Origin of the sequence: Pseudomonas sp. FSL R10-2964 (assembly GCF_009600035.1) — a bacterium.
Taxonomy (GTDB): Bacteria; Pseudomonadota; Gammaproteobacteria; order Pseudomonadales; family Pseudomonadaceae; genus Aquipseudomonas; species Aquipseudomonas bubulae.
In genome coordinates, this window is record NZ_WIWH01000103.1 from 1 (window position 1) to 717 (window position 717).

General features: G+C 47.4%; 1 protein-coding gene. It reads right to left on the reverse strand.

Annotated features, from left to right (window positions below):
• Window positions 1-225 precede the first annotated feature (225 nt).
• Window positions 226-648: a hypothetical protein gene (locus tag GHN92_RS23615; protein WP_048362296.1), complete on the reverse strand. Its 423-nt coding sequence runs from the start codon at window positions 646-648 to the stop codon at window positions 226-228.
• Between the last annotated feature and the right edge of the window lie 69 nt (window positions 649-717).

The following is a 717-nucleotide window of genomic DNA, read 5'->3' on the forward strand; positions in this document are numbered from 1 at the left end:
CAAACAAACATCTATATAAGTATGTATTTCTTTCAAGGAATCAAAATTTATCAATCCAGTTTTCTTAAAATCAAGATCCATGTGTTTGGCTAAAAAGAAAGGATCGATAACTTCTGCGACACAACTTTTATTCCCAAGAGATGCATAATAATTCATTGAATATCCGCCGATTTTATATATCACAACTGCCAGTTTATTAAATTTTATAGCTATGAATAGATAAACCTAAAAAACCATACGTTCACGTAAAGCCATCACTCGTGAAGCCGACAGATCACGAATATCCTCATTGTGAAAAATCAGGTGCGCTCGGTGCGGCTTGGTTTCCTCATCCCCAAGCTCCAAATCCTCCATTAGAAACTGATGCTTACCCTGGTAGGTCGCCGCGAGGTCAGCCGCCAAGCTGCGTGCGGCTTCTCCAGGCGTAACTATGGCCCAACCGATGATGTCAGACAGCTGTTCGGCTGGTGATCGCGGTGTCACGCCCTGAGCGGCGTTGCAGGCAAATTCGTTATAGAGCTGCGCGCCCAGTTCCGGATCGTCCGCAGGATTTCCCGGGCACAGCCGCGGCTCCCAGGGAAGCACGTAGGTCGATTGACCGAGAACGTCTTGCCGGACGTAGTCCGAGGGTTTGGCTAAACGCTGCATAAGGTTTGCTCCTAGGCGAAAATTGCATGGTAACGCAGCAGACTTTGGGCAGCTGAAAGCTGTTTCCAG